Raw genomic sequence first — 15,856 nt, 5'->3', positions numbered from 1 at the left:
AATGAAAAGTGAGCTTCATGTACCAAGTGATTTAAATTATTTAAACATCGTCGAAAGCTGGTTATTAGGATGCTTGAAAGTCCAGTTAGGAGACTCTGTTGATTGGTCTCGCCAATCAAGCCGTTTACGACTGGCTTTGGTAGAAGCCTACTCTAATGTGGTTCGCCATGCCCACAAAGAGCAACCCAATTTACCAGTATTACTGCGCTTAGAACTGAAAGAACGAGATATTGCTTTAGAAATTTGGGATTATGGCGAAGGCTATGATATGTCCACCTACTTAGCACCTAACCCCTTAGATAAACAAGAAGGAGGTTATGGATGGCTAATTATGAATCGGTTAATGGATAAGGTAGAGTACCAATTGCAAGTCGATGGTGCTAACTGTTTAAAGTTAGAAGTAACAATTCCCGAATTGGCGAAATAATAAAAGAAAAATAGAGTTTTGTCTGGGATGGGGTGGCTGACTTAAGTTTGGCTACCTATATTTTTTGCTAATCAAAAGATTAGGTGTCGGATGACAAGAATAGGCTCTAGGTTGAATTTGTCTGAAATAGGCAGTCAAGATGCCCACACTACCAGAGGTTATAGTAATGAGAAGTATGACAAGCAAATATGAAAAACTATCTTTTCTAGCCTCTATCCCCTAGTCTCTGGACGCAAATTGAGTAATTCTTGGGGAGAAGCCAACAGTTTAATTCTGGTGTAAGCAATTTTTCTTTGTTCGTTCAAAATAAATAACCACATTGCATTGACACCACACCAAGCGGTTTGAGCTTTACCTGTTACCTGAACTTGGATTTGGTTTTTGTCTAAGTTTTCAATAGTTCCTTGATGAGGATATGCTTTCACGCCTTGGGCTTCTTTTTGTAAGTATGCGACGATCGCATCTCGTCCGACAAGATCAGACTCAAAAGGTGGGCGCATGATTCCGTTTTCGGCGAACAATGCAGCTGTAACGCGGAATTCACCAGCATTTAGACTTGTAAAATAATTGACAATAGAGGGTTCTGTAATTCCGGCAATTTCAATTTTTTCTGGAGACTCAGCAGCTTTCATAAAATTAGCCAATGTTACGCTTACTGAAATTCAATTTGAATATAAAAATATCTAGAAAAAAAGCAGCTGTCGAGGTAAATTATCAATCTCCAGTACTTCTTAAGAAAGAATTTGTTCCCAGATAAAAATCTGGGAACAGCTTTTGGCAATTCATTGAGGTTGGGAGGTATCTTAAAACTAATTCGTGAGTCAATCTCAAATCCAAGATTTGCATCAGAGTTTTGCCTCTTGCTTTCCAGTGTTGCATTATTTCTTAACAAATTGCAAATAAAATTTACAAATGGAATGTGTGTAAATTTTTCTATGGCAGTATTAACTGTATAAGGTATAATTACAGCGCTCAAAAATGGGCAGTATTTAGCTCAAAAAAATGAATCAGTGTTCAGTTATCAGTAGTAGTGCAGTCAAAGACAAAGCTTTGGAGTTAGGCTTCCATAAAGTTGGAATTACTGCTGTAGATGAGAGTAATAATACGGAAGTTAACAGGCTGCAAGCGTGGATAAGGTTAGGTTATCACGCTGATATGGACTGGATGGATAACCCAAAGCGGCGAGATATTCATTTAGTCATGCCGGAAGCGCGATCGCTTGTGTGTGTAGCGTTAAATTATTACACTCCGCATCAGCGTCCAGATGGCGAGGAATATGCCAAAATCTCGCGCTATGGCTGGGGGCGAGATTATCACAAAGTGATGCACAAGAAACTCAAGCTGTTGACTAGCTACTTAGAATCACTAGGTGAAGGGATTAAAGCCAGATACTATGCCGATACTGGCCCGGTGCAAGATAAAGTTTGGGCGCAAAAAGCTGGTATTGGTTGGATTGCGAAAAATGGCAATGTGATTACAACAGAGTATGGCTCTTGGGTATTTTTGGGCGAAGTTGTGACAAACTTGGAACTAGAAAGCGATCGCCCGCATACCCAACATTGCGGTAGTTGTACTCGTTGTTTAGAAGCTTGTCCTACAAATGCAATTACGCAACCGTTTGTAGTTGATGCTAATCGATGTATTGCATATCATACAATTGAAAATCGCGGGGAAATACCAGAAGCGATCGCGCCACACCTACAAGGCTGGGTTGCTGGTTGCGATATTTGCCAAGATGTTTGTCCTTGGAATCAAAGATTTGCCCAAACAACTGACGTGGCAGATTTCCAACCTTATCCTGGGAATATTGCACCCAAGCTGATAGAATTAGCAAAAATCTCAGATGAAGAGTGGGACAGACAATTTCCGGCATCAGCGTTGCGGCGGATTAAGCCAGAAATGTTAAGACGGAATGCCCGTGCTAATCTTGACGTATCCAGGCGAAATAATGACTCATAAAGTAATTGTTTTTGATTTCGATGGCACGATCGCGGATACTGTAGATGCTCTTATAGGTATTGCCAATCGTTTAGCTACAGAGTTTGGCTACAAACAAATCACTTCTGAACAACTGGCTTATTTAAGAAATTTAACATCTAGAGAAATTATCAAGTATTCAGGTGTTTCTCTCATCAAAATTCCTTTTTTGGTGAAAAAAGTCAAATCAGAACTCAAAAATAAAATTCATGAATTTCAACCGATTCCTGGAATTATAGAAGCTCTCATCGAACTTAAAAATCAAGGTTATCAGTTAGGAATTATTACATCTAACTCAAAGGAAAACGTCACAGCTTTTCTGAATAACCATGACATGGATAATCTGTTTGATTTTATTTATTCTGGAGTAACTATTTTTGGTAAAACCACAATCATCAATAATGTATTAAAGCAAAAGCAAATTCCTACCCAATCAATTCTCTATGTTGGTGATGAAACTAGAGATATAGAAGCATCAAAAAAAGCCAATATTAAAGTTGTTGCAGTCACTTGGGGGTTTAATTCTCCTGAAGTTTTATCTAAGCAAAAACCGGACTTTTTAATTCATCATCCCAGTGAACTGCTAGACGTTGTGAAAAATTAGTGTTAATCACTAAGTCAAAAATGAATCGTCAAATCCTCATAAATAAAGCATGAAGCATGAAGAATAACAATTCACACTTCATACTTCACACTTCATACTTTATTGAGGTTTACCTTTTTCTAGAGCTTTTTTAATTAAATCATCGCTAACATTTGATACGCCTTCAGATTCAGAACCCCCAACTTCTTTAGCTAAATCTAAATAATCATCAGGATTACCTGTTGCTTGTGCTTCAGTGGTTCTTTCTTCCGCTTCTGGAACTTCAAATCTAGGTGCGGTTGCGGCTTGGGCTGCGGCGGCTCCTTCGGGAGTACGATCTACATCACTAACGCTGAATTGTTGTGCGGCTGCGTAATCAGCATCAAAATCTACTTTTTGCAATTTTTCTTCACCACTAGCCATATTTTCTGCGGCTAATTGTGCATCATGGGTAGTAGCTTCATTGGGATTTGGTTTTATTGTATCTGCCATAATTTAACACCTTGTGTAATTTTATATGCTGAGGGCGATTGTACTCAAGCAAGGTGTTAGATTTCTGCCCTCTGAAGAGAGATTACTACCTCTATTCAAAGATAGATATAAGTTTTTATTGATATTTAAAATAACTCCATCTCTGGGGGGGAGAATGCAATTATCAAAATTTGTTAACTCTTAGTTTGATATGTTAAATTCCCGGAGATAAATTATGACTGCAAGTTACGAAAAAAACGCTCCTCAAGCGTTAAGCGATAAAACTCAAAATGTTGTCAAAGCCTTTAATGATTTAGATACTGATGCTAAATTAGCATGGTTTTATCTTGTTTATAAAGAAATGGGTGAAGCCGTTACGCCAGCTGCTCCAGCTGCGGCTGAACCTGAATTAGCACCACTTTTATTAAACGATTATCTCAATTTATCAGACGCAGAACAACTAAATGTAATGCGCGACATAGTTGAGCGCAAAGATACAGAATATTCTCGAGCTTACGGTGCAATAAAAGAAAATAATCAGTTGTTAGTTTGGTATGTTTGGGCAGTCGCTATGGGTGATAGTGTAGTTGGCTTCCCTGATAATTATGAACCAGATAATGCAATTGATGATTTAATGTCTCAAATAGAAGGATTGGATTTTGAAGAGCAAATGTCAGTGTTTAGAACGATCGCTGGCGAAATGGGCTACACTGAGGTTCAACCAATAGAAACACAAGCCGAAACTGGCAAAACACCAAGTCTTTAAAAGGGGCTAGGGGCTAGAGATTAGGGGCTAGTTGACCTTATGTGGATACGGCTATAAATATCTCTAGATTTATAGTTCAATACAGTTCAGTTAAGGCAACAACTTAGACTGGTGTAGGTTGGGTGGAGGAACGGAACCCAACATTCACGCATACTTTGTTGGGTTACGCTATCGCTACACCCAACCTACTATTCTCTTAACTGAACCGTATTGATTTATAGTTGATCAAGCAGTCCCTAATCATACGAGGTATCCCTAGCCTCTAGCCTCTAACCCGCTACTTGATTTAAATCGGCTGGTGTAAGGTTTGAGTGTACCACTTGTCCATCACGGAACCAGACGATGCGCTGGGTTTGACGAGCGACTTCTGGTTCGTGAGTCACCATGACTACGGTGATACCGCTAGTGTTTAATTCAGTGAAAATATCTAAGACTTCTTGAGTTGTGCGAGAGTCAAGCGCGCCTGTGGGTTCATCGGCGAGGAGGACGACGGGACGATTGACAATAGCCCGAGCGATCGCTACTCTTTGTTGTTGTCCACCGGAAAGTTGAGTGGGTTTGTTGTTGAGGCGTTTTTCTAAGCCTACTTTAATCAAAGCTTCAGTAGCGCGATCGCGTCTTTCTGTTGGGTCAACATTAGCATAAGCCATTGGCAACATCACATTTTCTAAGGCTGTGAGTTGGGGTAAGAGGTGAAATTGTTGGAAGACAAACCCCAATTTTTTGTTACGGATGTGTGCTAAGGCTTTATCATCCATTTGGGCAACATCAACGTTATCTAAATAATAATGTCCAGAAGTCGGACGATCTAAACAACCAATAATATTCATGGCTGTTGATTTACCTGAACCAGAAGGCCCCATAATCGAACAATATTCGCCTTCGTTGATAGTTAGGTTAACATCATTGAGTGCTTTGACTTCGGTTTCGCCACTACCATAGACTTTAAAGATATTTTCTAAGCGAATGATTGTTGATTTTGGTATGGGGTTATTAACTAAAGAATCGGTGAGAGAAACAGTTGTCATAAATATTTAGTTATTAATAAATTTACTTGCTATTTCTAGGATAGTCTTTGCATTTAGTTATCCACAGAATTTACCTATAGTTGCCGCTTGTCGTAGCTGCTCAACATCGCGCATTGGTGGCGCACCAAAAAACCGTTTGTAATCCCGGTTAAAGTGCGAAGCGTCATCATATCCGACTTTGTAAGCCGCACTGGTAGCATCAAGATTTTCCCCCAACATCAGACGACGAGCTTCTTGGAGCCGCAGTTGCTTCTGGAACTGCAAAGGACTCATCGCAGTGACAGACTTGAAGTGATGGTGAAAACCTGAAACACTCATTCCCAGTTCTCGTGCGATGCTTTCAATCCGAATTGGCTGGTTAAAGTCTTGGCGAATTCGCTTGACGGCAAGCGCAATGTGGTGAGTGTAGCCACCCAAAACTGCAAGATGACGCAGCCGATTACCTTGCTCTCCTATCAAAAGTCGGTAAATAATTTCTCGCGTTATCAGTGGCATCATTACTTGCGCTTCGGCTGGATTTTCCAAAAGTCTAACCAGCCTGACTACAGCATCCAAAAGAGAAACATCTAATGGACTCACATCAATCGCTTTGACATTAGCACCCCTTGATGGTGAAGAATAACCTGCCTCAACCATAACTGAACCGACAAGGGTAGGGTTGAGATCAAGGCGGAGGCTCAGGTATGGTTGCGCCTTGGATGCTGTCAAAATTTGGCTGACAATTGGCAGTTCGACCGTAGCCAGTAGATAATGCATCGGGTCGTACTGATAGCGTTCTTTGCCTAAAAGCACTTCTTTACTGCCTTGAGCAATCATACAAAAAGCCGGGACAGCGATACCATGAACGCATTCCGAAGGGGAGGAAGCGCGGTTAAATTGCAATCCTTTTAGTGGCTCAATTGCCCCATCATGACGAATAGCCTGTGAGATGCGCTCAGTCAGTTCGTCTCGGTTGGCTTGCGCTCTGTCTGCCTCACGTTTTGCTTGTTGGTTGTTGATGAAATCCGTATCGGACTTGTCACTCGTTTTAACAGCGTTCATATCTAAGTTTGCAGGATTGTACAACAATCTTAGACGATCATTCTATTGCTGTTCCTTGAATATCCTTAGAATGAAGCTACAGCAATAAAAAATGATTCCGACTTTTTATAGGTATTCTAGATTTTTATTCAAGAGAAAATTCAGTTTTGATTGGGCAATATACTCGCCCACTGAAAACCATACAGGGTGTCAAGACTAACCTTGCTTCTGAAAAAATCTCATCCCCACTGATAGAAGAGGCGATAAATGCTCAACTCTACGATTGGGATAACAAGTATGCAAAGCATCAAGAGAAGGAATAAACAAATGGACATCAAAAGAAGTGGCTCACAGTCTTCCGCCAAAGGGCCGACCGAGTATTTTACCGGCACTGTCCGCATTGACCCCCTGTTCGAGGCACACGAGCCTGCACGCACGTCTGGAGCTAGTGTCACGTTTGAACCTGGTTCTCGGACTGCATGGCACACTCACCCGTTAGGACAGACCCTAATCGTGACGGCTGGCTATGGTCTGGTACAACGCTGGGGCGGCCCTATTGAAGAAATTCGACCAGGGGACACGATTTGGATCTCGCCGGGTGAAAAGCATTGGCACGGTGCTACAGCAACCACAGCAATGACCCACATCGCTATTCAAGAATGGCTTGATGGTAAGCCTGTGGACTGGCTGGAGTATGTCAGCGACGAGCAGTATGGAGGAAACTCTTAGTGCTTGCCATCAAGCGGAAAAACTATCCACAGAAAATGCTGATTTTGGTTCTTGCCCTAATGATGTCAGTGAGTTACTCAGCCTGTCGTGCCAACAACAGTCTGACTAGCAGTGCCTCATCAAAGATGCCGACTAAAATATCAACCAAGCAGGCAGATAGTATGAAGATCAACATCAAGGTCAAAGACAAAGTAGTTACAGCTACTTTGATCGACAGCAAAACCACTCAGGATTTTATTTCCCTGCTGCCATTAACGCTGACGTTAGAAGATTACGCGAAAACCGAAAAAATCAGTTATTTATCAAGAAAATTATCTACAGAAGATGCACCGCCAGGCAGTGATCCGGCTGTTGGAGATATTGCTTATTATGCTCCCTGGGGAAATTTGGCGATGTTTTATCGAGATTTTGGTTACTCAAACGGACTTGTTATCCTCGGAAAAATAGATGGTGACATCGAGGCATTGAATGTGCCTGGCTCTGTAAAAGTGACAATCGAACTTGTGCGATCGCAGTAACTAAGTCAATCTGTTGGGTTAACGTCAAATTCATGAATTTCTACCCTTTCGACGACATTGAGACGATTTTACCTCGTCCTATGCTGTTCATCACAGGGGCAGATGCACATTCCAAGGAGTTCAGCGAAGATGCTTACAAACGCGCAGCCGAGCCAAAGGATCTTTACATCGTGCCAAATACGGGACATGTCGATTTGTATGACCGAGTGAATTTGATTCCCTGGGAAAAACTTACATCCTTTTTCAATCAGCATCTCAGTCGGTAAGCGTGCAACTGTAGCAGTTGCATATAAGGGACTTCCAAGTAAAAAAATATCCACAATTTTCTTGTGGGATGGGTGTCCTCACCCGTCCAGTCCTGAGGGCGGCAAGACTTGTACTGAGCTTGCTGAAGTATGCCCGCCCCACAAAATGAATCACTTATTTCTTGAAAATCCCTAAAATCCCTAAAAACTGAGACAAGCATCCTTAATCCAGACCTTTGAGGCTTTCGGACGACCTTTATTTAGTACAAACATAGGAGTTCAAAAAATGCACAAGCGCCAACTTGGAAACAGCAATTTAGAAGTTTCCGCGATCGGGCTGGGCTGTATGGGTATGAGCTTTTCTTATGGCCCACCCAAAGACATACAGGAAATGAAGGCTCTGATAGGGGCTGCCGTCGATCGCGGTGTTACATTCTTTGACACTGCCGAGGTTTACGGCCCGTACTTGAATGAAGAGCTTGTGGGTGAAGCCCTCGCTCCTTTCCGCGACCAAGTAATCATCGCCACCAAATTCGGGTTCGACATCAGTCCGAATTCTGATCCCCGGGGTATGAAAGGTTCGCCAGGATTGAATAGCCGACCGGAACATATTAAGGAAGCTGTGGAAGGCTCGCTCAAGCGGCTTAAGGTCGAGGCGATCGATCTGCTCTATCAGCACCGGGTTGACCCGAACGTGCCAATTGAAGACGTTGCAGGAGCAGTGAAGGAACTGATTCAAGCAGGTAAAGTGAAGCACTTTGGACTTTCTGAAGCCGGAGTGCAAACAATCCGCCGCGCCCACGCCGTTCAGCCTGTGACGGCACTGCAAAGCGAATACTCGCTGTGGTGGAGAAAGCCGGAAGCAGAAGTGATACCAACGTTATCTGAACTTGGAATTGGCTTTGTTCCCTACAGCCCATTGGGTAAGGGCTTTCTGACTGGCAAAATTGACGAAAACACAACCTTCGACAGTTCCGACTTTCGCAGCACCTTGCCTCGCTTCACACCAGAGGCACTCAAGGCGAATCAAGCTTTGATTAATCTTCTTGGCAGCATCGCCCAACAAAAGCAAGCAACACCAGCCCAGATTGCACTGGCCTGGCTGTTGGCTCAACAGCCTTGGATTGTACCAATTCCAGGTACTACAAAGCTGCATCGTTTAGAGGAAAACATTGGCGCAGTCTCAGTTACACTTACGCCTGAAGATTTACGTGACATCGATGATGCCGCCGCTAAGATTACAGTGCAAGGTGCAAGGTATCCTGAGAAGTTGGAACAAATGACAGGTCGCTAAAGGGTAAAAATAATTACCAGTAAAGTTTGTTTATCTATCCCTCCAGAATTTCCAGCCAAATTAAGTTACGAGCAGATCCAAATTCAAGTGCTAAATTTTCTACCTCAGATTCGTAACTGACAAAAAAAGTAAGCCTCAGTTTTTCACAAGGAGATTGTTCGATGAAAGCAACCGTTTACTATGCCCCTGGTGATGTCCGAGTTGAAAATGTTCCTGATCCCGTGATTCAACAGCCTACAGATGCCATTGTCCGAATTACTCACGCCTGCATCTGTGGATCTGACCTGTGGTTCTATCGTGGGGAAGAAGAATGGCAACCTGGTTGGCGAACGGGACATGAATGGATGGGAATTGTGGAAGAGGTTGGATCTGAGGTTCGTACTCTCAAAAAAGGCGATCGCGTCCTGGCTCCTTTTGCGTTTTCCGATGGCACTTGTGAGTTCTGCCGTAAAGGCATCCAAACCTCTTGCCTACAAGGTAATTTTTGGGGAAGCACCAATGATGGTGGACAAGCAGAAGCCATCCGTTCGCCCTTGGCCGATGGCACATTAGTTGTGATTCCTAATGAGGTTGAAAATGATGACGATCTGCTCACCGCCATTCTGCCGCTTACTGATGTGATGTCAACCGGACATCATGCTGCCGTCTCAGCACACGTCCGCCCAGGCCGCACAGTTGCAGTCGTTGGCGATGGGGCTGTAGGTTTATGTGGCGTGCTGGCTGCTAAAAGACTTGGTGCTGAACGCATTATTATTCTGGGGCGGCACAAATCACGCTTGGAGATTGCGCGCCGTTTTGGTGCAACAGATGTTGTCAGCAGTCGAGGCGAAGAAGCGATCGCGGCTGTGCAAGAGATTACCCAAGGCGGTGTAGAATCAGTACTTGAGTGTGTCGGGAATGAATCAGCAATGACAACCGCGATTGGTATTGCCCGTCCCGGTGGTGCGATTGGGTATGTCGGTGTGCCACATAGCAGTGGACATAATTTCAATTTAGGTCGTTTATTTAGGCAGAACATCACATTACAAGGTGGCGTTGCACCCGCCCGTGCTTACATTCCCGAATTGCTAGCCGATACTGTATCCGGCAAACTTGATGCTTCTGCTGTTCTCGATTTAACTGTCGAACTCGATGGTGTTCCCGCAGGGTACGCAGCAATGGATAGCCGCGAAGCAATCAAGGTTATGGTAAAACTTTAACAGGATTTATACCTTTGGCTTGAAAAATAGAGAAGAGGTAGGTGAGCAGGGAGTAGGGGGAGATTCTTCCCTCTTGCACCCTGCAACCTTGCTTTGTCTGGGTGCGAAACAAAAATATCTATGAAACAAATCTATTCTCGACATTAATATAGTGTTATCAGTTAAGAGTTACGCAAGAACTCCTAACTTATTTGTTTTTCACTGTGCTGAACCGACCTTTACCTGAACGTTCACAACTTCCTAGGCGCTTACCGAATCAGCGTTGGCAAATTTACCTACAAAAAACAGATTTAGCCGAAAAACTAGCAGTTTCTCTGAATCTTTCTCCCATCATCAGCCAGTTATTTATTAATCGTGGCATTGAAACACCAGCACAAGCACAAGCATTTTTAGAACCAGAATCGATAGTTTTACCTTCGCCTTTGGAAGAATTTCCTGATTTGGCAATGAGTGTGGAGTTGTTGCACCAGGCGATCGCATCTCAAAGTAAAATCGCTATCTGTGGAGACTATGATGCAGATGGGATGACTAGCACTGCATTACTACTGCGAAGTCTCCGGGCTTTAGGCGCGCAGGTAGATTATGCAATTCCTAGCCGGATGCACGAAGGTTACGGCATCAACAAACGCATCGTTGAAGAATTTCACGAAGAAGGTGTCAACCTGATACTAACTGTTGATAATGGCATCTCTGCGTATGAACCGATCGCTAGAGCTAAAGAACTGGGATTAAGTGTCATTGTCACCGACCACCACGATATTCCGCAACAATTACCCCCAGCTGATGCTATTCTCAACCCCAAACTCATCTCCGAATCTTCACCTTATCGCGGTGTCGCTGGTGTTGGCGTAGCTTATATTTTGGCAGTCTGTCTCGCACAACAGCTAGGCGAAACTAGAGGCTTAATCCAGCCAATGCTAGAATTATTTACCCTGGGAACCATTGCAGATTTAGCTCCCTTAACTGGTGTGAATCGCCGTTGGGTAAAACGTGGTTTAAAGCATTTACCCAAATCTAAATTACCTGGTGTGCAAGCATTAATTCAAATTGCCGGAGTACAAGCGAAAGAGGCAGGGGGGCAGGGGGGCAGCACTTCGGCTACGCTCAGTGGACGGGGGGCAGGGGAGAAAAATTCTTCTAAGTCACTCAAACCAGAAGATATCGGCTTTCGTCTTGGGCCGAGGATTAATGCAGTTGGTAGAATTGGCGATCCGCAGACAGTGATTGATTTGCTGACTACCGATGATATGGGAGTTGCGCTGACAAGAGCGATGCAGTGCGAACAAACCAACACCAGCCGTCAGCAAATGTGCGAGGAAATTGAACAAGAAGCGATCGCCTTTGTAGAGACACAATATATAACGTCTTTACAACATGATAGGGTATTAGTTGTTGTCCAACCTGAATGGCATCATGGGGTGATTGGGATTGTCGCCTCTCGCTTGGTGGAACGCTATGGTGTGCCTGTATTTATCGGCACGTATGAAGATGAAACACATATACGCGGTTCTGCACGAGGAATTCCTGAGTTTCATGTGTTTGAAGCATTGGAATATTGTCGAGATTTGTTAGGCAAATTCGGCGGTCACAAAGCGGCGGGTGGGTTTTCTTTACCAGCAGAAAATTTAGAATTGGTGCGATCGCGTTTAATTGATTTTGCTAACCAGTGTCTAGAACCGCAACACCTCAAGCCACTGCTGAAAATTGACGCTCAAGCTAACTTTAACCAAATTAATCAGCAGCTTTTTCTACAGCTAAATGCGCTGCATCCTTGCGGAATTGATAACCCCGACCCAGTTTTCTGGACACCAAACGTGCAAGTCATCGAACAGCAAATTGTCGGCAAGGGTCATATTAAGGTGACACTAGCGCAAACTATTGATGATCAGCAGTATATAGTTAAGGCGATCGCTTGGCGTTGGCGAGATTATTATCCTTTACCAAAGCGAGTTGATATTGCTTACAAATTGCGCGAAAACACTTTTAACGGCAACACTACTATTGAGTTGGAATTAACAGGCGTAAGATTAACAACAGCATCAACGCAAATCTTTTACACTTCGCCACCCAAACCACTCAGAACCACTTTTGAGTACAAGCAGCGTCAGTATACTTGTGGCATCTATCAAAACAATTTTTTACCAGAACTAAGAATTAAAAATCCCGAAGGCAAAATTTTAGTCATGCACCCAGAACGTATAATTGGCCTGTTGGGAACCAGTCGTGAAGAAGCTATAGAGGTTGATGTATCTCAACCGCCGTATGATTCCATTATCCAAGCAGCCTTACAAGCATTATCATACATACAGCAGAATTCAGGAGTCAGAATTCAGGAGTCAGAATTACAATAAATTTTCTACTTAGATTTGAGACTTTAATAGTATAATTCAAGACTTAAAATGTAATATAAGTGCTGAGTCATGAATACTGATGTTTCACTCAGCACTCATAACTCAACACTCAGCACTCTTACAGGTTGCCGTTGCGAAAAGCCAGGACAAAAATTACAGCTGGGCCAGCAATGACAATTAATGCAACAGAGAGCAGTTGGAAAATAACTTCCCAGTTGATGCTGGTGAAAGTGCTAATAATACCGTCTAACATTTTTTCTCTTTCCTCCCAATCGTCTTAAAAAGTTCGATAATCAATCAGTTGCAAAACCCGCATTTGATCATATCCGGCAACGGTATGTGAATTTTAATTTACTTAACAAAATTATAGGAAAAAACACAAAATGGCAAACTGGCAATGTGTCAAACAATGTGGAGCCTGCTGTAATCTCGAACCTGCAGATCGTCCAGACATACACGAATATCTCTCACCAGAAGAGTTGGAACTTTACTTGAGTATGGTGGGTGAAGATGGCTGGTGCATTAACTTTGACCATACGACAAGAGAATGCCAGATTTACCCGAACCGCCCGCGTTTCTGCCGTGTAGAACCAGAAGCATTTCAAGATATGTATGGTATTGAGCCAGAAGAACTCAATGATTTTGCTATAGATTGCTGTCGCCAACAGATTGAAGGGGTATATGGCGATCGCTCTTTAGAAATGCTGCGCTTCGACAAAGCTGTTGGCTTATGATTATGTCGTTTTTCGCAATACAGTTGCAATTTATTACAATTATCTGAGAAAATGAGAGAAATATGAAAATTACCTAGCAACAAAACTACGCCTGTGAAACTTGACACTGCACCTGTAGCTATTTCTGCAAAAGACCTGCCAGAATTCCAAGAAAACGCCAAAAATCAAATCACTACTGCCACTATTGAACCACAGCAACCTGCAATTACTGAGAGTCCCAAAAAGCGGGAATCAGCTTTTGCAGTGTTCGGCACAACTTTCGTTACTATATTTCTTGCCGAAATTGGTGATAAAACCCAGCTATCCACCTTGTTAATGAGTGCAGAATCTCATGCACCTTGGGTAGTGTTTCTCGGTTCTGCGGCTGCACTTATCACTACTAGTTTACTAGGTGTACTTTTGGGTAGTTGGATATCTAGCCGCCTCAGTCCCAAAACTGTAGAAAAATCAGCCGGAGTCATGTTGCTGTTGATTTCAGTCATGCTGTTTTGGGATGTATTGCAAGGTTAATTTATATCCCTACTCCCCACTCCCGGTTGGTGAGCGACTTGTGCCGAGCAAAGTCGAGGTAAGCCGAACCACTATTCCCTACTCCCCTTAAATTTATGGATTGGCATCTTTTAGGAATAAGCTTTATTACAGTTTTTTTATCAGAATTAGGTGACAAAAGCCAGTTAGCTGCGATCGCACTTTCTAGCCGTGGTCAGTCTCAAAAGGCGATATTTTTTGGTACAGCAGGCGCACTTTTGTTGACAAGTCTTTTAGGCGCATTGGCTGGTGGTGCAGTTGCAGAAGTATTACCTACACGTATTTTAAAAGCGATCGCGGCTGTAGGTTTTGCTATCCTCGCTGCACGGCTGTTATTTTTTAACAACGAAGAATCACAAGATTCTGAACCAACACCATAAATTATTACTGGAAAATAAAAACCCCAGTCTTTCTAAAAAAACTGGAGTTTTTTAATATCTAATTTTGGCAAGTGGGATGATTATTTGCATTCACAGGAAATACTCGTAAAGTTTTTTATTTCCTACTCCCCACTCCCAACTCTCTATTCTTCAGCTTGCATCCGCCAGCATTGGCTTAACAATATTCCCCCAGTTACCAGCTTAACTGCATCCAACACCCAGTAACCGCCGTGTAGTAAATTCATTGTTGCTGGAATTGTAGATGTTTCAAACATATTGAGATGAATTCCAGCAGCGCACATATTAGGAGTTAAAAAATACGTTTCTAGCAAAGATACTGTTAGCAAGATGATAGCAAAAACAATAGTGTTAGGATGCCAGTTATGTTTGGTTTTGCTTAAAGCTAATACCCCAGTTAAAACTATCGCCGCCGATAACAATTCAATGCGATTAAAATTCCAAAAAATTGCGTAGCCAGCTGTAGTAAAACTAGCACCGTTCATCATGCCAGAAAGATAAAGGGTAGGCATTATTACCCAATCTAAAATCACACTAGCACTTAACCAAAATCCCAAGGTCAACAGAATGGCGGGTTGCCAAATTGACCGCTTGAATGCACCTGTCGTAAGGGTATTCATAATACAAAATAATTGCTGCTCTCTTACTATTAGTGTCTAACTTTAAGAGTGACTTTGACAACGAATATCAATTAACTTTTGCAAATTAGTATTAACTGTGAGTATAAAAATATAGCAATCCTACTTGATTTCTAAATTGCTTGTGGAGTAGGGAATGGGTGGTAAGGAGTAGATTTTTTAACTCCTAGATAGACTGACGGAGTAAATAAAATGTAACGAAAGTTTAGAAACGCAAGCTAGTAAGCAAGGCTAGATTAGTGCGATCGCACTGGCTATAAAGTAGATGAAATGTAGCCTTGACGCACCCAAACTACAATAGGAATTAAGCAGTCATCAAAAAAAAGTCATGCGTCCTAGAGTGTTTTTGGGTGCAGCGATCGCCAGTATAAGTTTAATAGAAGGATGCCTTCTGTCGCCAACTCAAGCAATTCAGTTGCCAGATGGGACAGTCTATTTTGCTCAACCGCCGCGCCTAGTTGAAACCACCACCACTTACAACGAAGTTTATGTCTGGGGTGCGACATACTATTTTACAATCAGCTTGCCAGAAAATGCCGGCGAAGGTTTACAACGGCTGACGATTAACCAGCGTGAGGGAGTAGATCATATTCACTTTGATTTAAATGACAGTGTAGCTTTTGAAGGTAAGGGTTCTGGTAGAGGAGAAAAGCTAGGATTAAAAAATATAGTCAGCGATCCCAAAACAAGAACTGTTAGCTTAACATTTGACCCGCCAGTATCTCCAGGTCAAACTATTACAATTGGTCTCAAACCCTGGCAAAATCCCCGAAATACGGGTGTTTACCTGTTTGGTGTTACGGCGTTTCCCCCAGGAGAAAAGTCCCACGGTCAATTTTTAGGTTTTGGTAGGTTGCAGTTTTATAACCATAATGATTCACTGTTTTGGCCTAGGGGATTTTATGGTATTTGGCCATAGTAATTTGCAATTAAACCTCTAGATTTTGGTC

General features: G+C 42.7%; 19 protein-coding genes. 13 read left to right on the top strand and 6 right to left on the bottom strand.

Features of this window, described 5'->3' with window-relative positions; translation table 11 throughout:
• Position 1 precedes the first annotated feature (1 nt).
• Complete coding sequence (locus H6G69_RS00565; RefSeq protein WP_190680500.1) at positions 2 to 427, top strand: anti-sigma regulatory factor; 426 nt, start codon at positions 2 to 4, stop codon at positions 425 to 427.
• Positions 428 to 639: 212 nt separating this feature from the next.
• Here the strand turns inward: H6G69_RS00565 and H6G69_RS00560 are convergent, their stop codons facing one another.
• Positions 640 to 1,059 carry a ketosteroid isomerase family protein gene (locus H6G69_RS00560; protein ID WP_190680498.1) on the bottom strand — a complete coding sequence of 140 codons (420 nt, stop codon included), beginning with the start codon at positions 1,057 to 1,059 and terminating at the stop codon, positions 640 to 642.
• Positions 1,060 to 1,429: 370 nt separating this feature from the next.
• On the opposite strand from H6G69_RS00560, the gene queG reads away from it, so the two are divergent.
• On the top strand, positions 1,430 to 2,386 hold the full coding sequence (gene queG / locus H6G69_RS00555; RefSeq protein WP_190680496.1) for a tRNA epoxyqueuosine(34) reductase QueG: 957 nt from the start codon (positions 1,430 to 1,432) through the stop codon (positions 2,384 to 2,386).
• Entirely contained in the window at positions 2,376 to 3,008 is a 633-nt protein-coding gene (locus H6G69_RS00550) for an HAD-IA family hydrolase (RefSeq protein WP_190680494.1), read from the top strand. Before queG ends, H6G69_RS00550 begins: the two co-directional genes overlap by 11 nt.
• Positions 3,009 to 3,107: 99 nt before the next feature.
• Here H6G69_RS00550 and H6G69_RS00545 read toward each other — a convergent pair whose 3' ends face one another.
• Positions 3,108 to 3,479 (bottom strand): hypothetical protein, encoded by a 372-nt coding sequence (locus H6G69_RS00545; RefSeq protein WP_190680492.1) that lies wholly within the window; start codon positions 3,477 to 3,479, stop codon positions 3,108 to 3,110.
• Between the two features lie 214 nt (positions 3,480 to 3,693).
• Here H6G69_RS00545 and H6G69_RS00540 point away from each other — a divergent pair, with 214 nt between their 5' ends.
• Positions 3,694 to 4,224 carry an orange carotenoid protein N-terminal domain-containing protein gene (locus H6G69_RS00540; protein WP_190680489.1) on the top strand — a complete coding sequence of 177 codons (531 nt, stop codon included), beginning with the start codon at positions 3,694 to 3,696 and terminating at the stop codon, positions 4,222 to 4,224.
• Between the two features lie 269 nt (positions 4,225 to 4,493).
• On the opposite strand, the gene H6G69_RS00535 is transcribed toward H6G69_RS00540, so the two are convergent.
• Together H6G69_RS00535 and H6G69_RS00530 are read right to left on the bottom strand one after the other, a co-directional pair.
• Positions 4,494 to 5,252, bottom strand: a complete 759-nt coding sequence (locus H6G69_RS00535) for an ABC transporter ATP-binding protein (protein ID WP_199335641.1) — start codon at positions 5,250 to 5,252, stop codon at positions 4,494 to 4,496.
• Between the two features lie 57 nt (positions 5,253 to 5,309).
• Positions 5,310 to 6,293: an AraC family transcriptional regulator gene (locus H6G69_RS00530; RefSeq protein WP_190680486.1), complete on the bottom strand. Its 984-nt coding sequence runs from the start codon at positions 6,291 to 6,293 to the stop codon at positions 5,310 to 5,312.
• A gap of 246 nt (positions 6,294 to 6,539) precedes the next feature.
• On the opposite strand from H6G69_RS00530, the gene H6G69_RS00525 reads away from it, so the two are divergent.
• From H6G69_RS00525 to H6G69_RS00505, 5 genes are all read left to right on the top strand, one after another.
• Positions 6,540 to 7,001 carry a cupin domain-containing protein gene (locus H6G69_RS00525; RefSeq protein WP_313950108.1) on the top strand — a complete coding sequence of 154 codons (462 nt, stop codon included), beginning with the start codon at positions 6,540 to 6,542 and terminating at the stop codon, positions 6,999 to 7,001.
• Positions 7,001 to 7,519 (top strand): cyclophilin-like fold protein, encoded by a 519-nt coding sequence (locus tag H6G69_RS00520; RefSeq protein WP_313950107.1) that lies wholly within the window; start codon positions 7,001 to 7,003, stop codon positions 7,517 to 7,519. Before H6G69_RS00525 ends, H6G69_RS00520 begins: the two co-directional genes overlap by 1 nt.
• A gap of 531 nt (positions 7,520 to 8,050) precedes the next feature.
• Positions 8,051 to 9,058 (top strand): aldo/keto reductase, encoded by a 1,008-nt coding sequence (locus H6G69_RS00515; RefSeq protein WP_190680485.1) that lies wholly within the window; start codon positions 8,051 to 8,053, stop codon positions 9,056 to 9,058.
• Between the two features lie 161 nt (positions 9,059 to 9,219).
• Positions 9,220 to 10,257, top strand: a complete 1,038-nt coding sequence (locus H6G69_RS00510) for a zinc-dependent alcohol dehydrogenase family protein (protein ID WP_190680483.1) — start codon at positions 9,220 to 9,222, stop codon at positions 10,255 to 10,257.
• Positions 10,258 to 10,460: 203 nt separating this feature from the next.
• The gene (locus H6G69_RS00505; protein WP_190680481.1) at positions 10,461 to 12,608 is read left to right on the top strand and encodes a DHH family phosphoesterase; all 2,148 of its coding nucleotides are present in this window, start codon (positions 10,461 to 10,463) and stop codon (positions 12,606 to 12,608) included.
• 118 nt (positions 12,609 to 12,726) lie between these two features.
• On the opposite strand, the gene psb30 is transcribed toward H6G69_RS00505, so the two are convergent.
• Positions 12,727 to 12,861, bottom strand: coding sequence for a photosystem II reaction center protein Ycf12/Psb30 (psb30, locus tag H6G69_RS00500; RefSeq protein WP_062296431.1), 135 nt, complete (start codon positions 12,859 to 12,861; stop codon positions 12,727 to 12,729).
• Positions 12,862 to 12,991: 130 nt separating this feature from the next.
• Between psb30 and H6G69_RS00495 the strand changes: the two genes are divergently transcribed.
• From H6G69_RS00495 to H6G69_RS00485, 3 genes are all read left to right on the top strand, one after another.
• Positions 12,992 to 13,342, top strand: a complete 351-nt coding sequence (locus H6G69_RS00495) for a YkgJ family cysteine cluster protein (protein WP_190680479.1) — start codon at positions 12,992 to 12,994, stop codon at positions 13,340 to 13,342.
• 93 nt (positions 13,343 to 13,435) lie between these two features.
• The gene (locus tag H6G69_RS00490) at positions 13,436 to 13,852 is read left to right on the top strand and encodes a TMEM165/GDT1 family protein (protein WP_190680477.1); all 417 of its coding nucleotides are present in this window, start codon (positions 13,436 to 13,438) and stop codon (positions 13,850 to 13,852) included.
• Positions 13,853 to 13,947: 95 nt separating this feature from the next.
• On the top strand, positions 13,948 to 14,250 hold the full coding sequence (locus tag H6G69_RS00485; protein WP_190680476.1) for a TMEM165/GDT1 family protein: 303 nt from the start codon (positions 13,948 to 13,950) through the stop codon (positions 14,248 to 14,250).
• 143 nt (positions 14,251 to 14,393) lie between these two features.
• Here the strand turns inward: H6G69_RS00485 and H6G69_RS00480 are convergent, their stop codons facing one another.
• Positions 14,394 to 14,888: a hypothetical protein gene (locus H6G69_RS00480; protein ID WP_190680474.1), complete on the bottom strand. Its 495-nt coding sequence runs from the start codon at positions 14,886 to 14,888 to the stop codon at positions 14,394 to 14,396.
• Positions 14,889 to 15,234: 346 nt separating this feature from the next.
• Here H6G69_RS00480 and H6G69_RS00475 point away from each other — a divergent pair, with 346 nt between their 5' ends.
• On the top strand, positions 15,235 to 15,825 hold the full coding sequence (locus H6G69_RS00475) for a DUF2808 domain-containing protein (protein ID WP_190680473.1): 591 nt from the start codon (positions 15,235 to 15,237) through the stop codon (positions 15,823 to 15,825).
• Positions 15,826 to 15,856: the final 31 nt, after the last annotated feature.

It is taken from the genome of Nostoc sp. FACHB-110 (assembly GCF_014697425.1).
GTDB lineage: Bacteria > Cyanobacteriota > Cyanobacteriia > Cyanobacteriales > Nostocaceae > Nostoc_B.
The sequence above is the reverse complement of the archived record's forward strand: the minus strand, read 5'-3'. Positions and strand labels throughout refer to the sequence as shown.